The 1,978-nt window shown below is 47.8% G+C and carries 2 protein-coding genes; both read left to right on the top strand.

The window, feature by feature from the left end; all coding sequences use genetic code 11:
• Positions 1 to 647 (top strand): hypothetical protein (locus tag KDK18_RS03085; RefSeq protein WP_257253131.1); only part of this gene is annotated, 647 nt, incomplete at its 5' end.
• 49 nt (positions 648 to 696) lie between these two features.
• Positions 697 to 1,978: hypothetical protein (locus tag KDK18_RS03080; RefSeq protein ID WP_257253129.1), on the top strand; the 1,282-nt coding region annotated here is incomplete at its 3' end.

The raw sequence follows: 1,978 nt of genomic DNA, 5'->3' as shown, positions 1-1,978 counted from the left end.
GTACAGGAGCAGCAACTGAACAAAGCCCACCCCCCGATATCCCCGGAGCGATTTATCTTGACACATCGGTTGGTCTCCATAATTCCCTCTCTGTTAATGTCCCTGATGTTTCCCCTGAACACCGCTCTCCTGATTGCTTTATCAATCAAACCAATACAACAACTGGCTGCCCCCCTCTAGATGCAGTGGGTGCAGAGACACCCAATAGAACCGGGGAACAAAATTGTTACGAGTCAGTGGGTTGGGTAGATAGCCAGAGGCGGCCAGGTGATCGCACATCGGACGATAGGTATAAAAAGAGAGGCTACACCGGGCTGCAAGTTTATGACAAAAGCCAGCTAATAGTTTGTGACGAGACAGAGTACTGGGAGGATGGCCGACAGCATCGATGCCGTTCGGCCTTCAAAAATGCTGAAGAACTGGCTTTTCACAAAAGAGCTTTTCATGAGCAGGTAGCCTGTGACGAGACAGTGGTCGGGCAAGATGGCGAGGCGCAGCCATGCAGGATACTCTTCAAAAATGCTGCAATGCTATTGCTTCACAAGGTGTTGGTTCACACAAAAACTATTACAGACACCAAGCTTAATGGTACGAAGCCGAATGATGACCATATCGATCACCTGTATCTTCCAGAAGATAGAAAGTGATTCGGCTTCCAACCAGACTCAAATCACGCTATTCAGAGGGCATAGAGTTTTGAAAAAATTACTCACAGCGGCACTGTTTTTGCTGTTCCCTCTGTCTGCCATCTGCCAGACCGAATCGTTTACAAGAAGTTTTTTTGTTGAGCTTCATCAGGATGGAAACTCGCCAAAAGGGAGCTTTGCTATTAAGCGAGACCAGCAAACATTGCCAGGCACCTCGTCATACCTTGCCGATACAAACAGCTACGCCGAATCAATTTTTCCGCATGATGACCAACCACGCAGACTCGGGGGCTTCGGGTTAAGAACGTCCTTTTCTGAGTCGATATCGTGGGAATTGATATACGCCGCTGGTTCGCTGGTTGCTTACCAACTGGTTATGACTTCCCATGACAGTGCTCTGAGCACCAAAGCTCATTCATGGATACCCGTAGAAGCCTTTTTAGCGGTCGGCTGGCTTTTACAAAGTTATTGGAACACCGATTCACCCATGTTCAGTCCAACAAATAAACTGGAGGCCAGTCAGGATGACCCGTTTGCAATCACTACTATGGTGCTCCCCGGAAATGGCAAAAAACAAAGACAGCAAAAAAACGAGCAAACAGAATCATCCGGTCGGCAAGCCTCTGGAACATCCGCCCAAATCACAGGCTCTGTCAAAAGACCCCGGCATTCCGGCTCTGGCGGCGGTAACGAAGAGCCGGAACAACCTCAACATACTCTCGGCTTAGATTGTTACGTCGATTCCTGTCATGGCGTTTGTAAACTTCGACAATCCTCCCATAACGAAGGGCCTGCTGATTGGTCGCTGAATCCTGTAGCAAATTCGACAGGCAACACAGGAGCAGCATCCGAACAAAGCGTGCTTTTCACACGATTGACTCTTTTGCGGCAGCGGCAGATAGGCCTGATGGTCCGGGTGGCTCAGAATCTGCGGCATCAGGAAAGAATGTCCGTCACTAAGCGATCGAACGATGGAAATACGCTCAAATCACTGCAAAGATCATCCACCGGTAACTCAGCCCTTCTGCTTCCCTCCAGGCAAGAAATAGAGGCAGCAGCTTCCACTTTTATTTCAAACTGTCCCCAAATAGCGAATTGTCTTACTGATCCAGCGAGTCAGGAAGCTGCGATTAACATGGCAGCTTTGCATACCTTGTATTCCATACCTTATTCTGATGATTCGCAAGAACCAAAAAGAGAGTCAAAAAAGGCTTTATGTGCATTTGTAATAAATCATATTGAGCGTTTCAATATCATTTTTCCCTATATAGCGGTCCCCGGTTGTGGTCGTTTAAAGCCTGAAAGATTTCTGGCTGTTATGCTCTCTCTAT

Source organism: Endozoicomonas sp. SESOKO3 (assembly GCF_024606255.1).
Note: the sequence above shows the minus strand (reverse complement) of the source record. Positions and strands in the feature narration are given on the sequence as shown.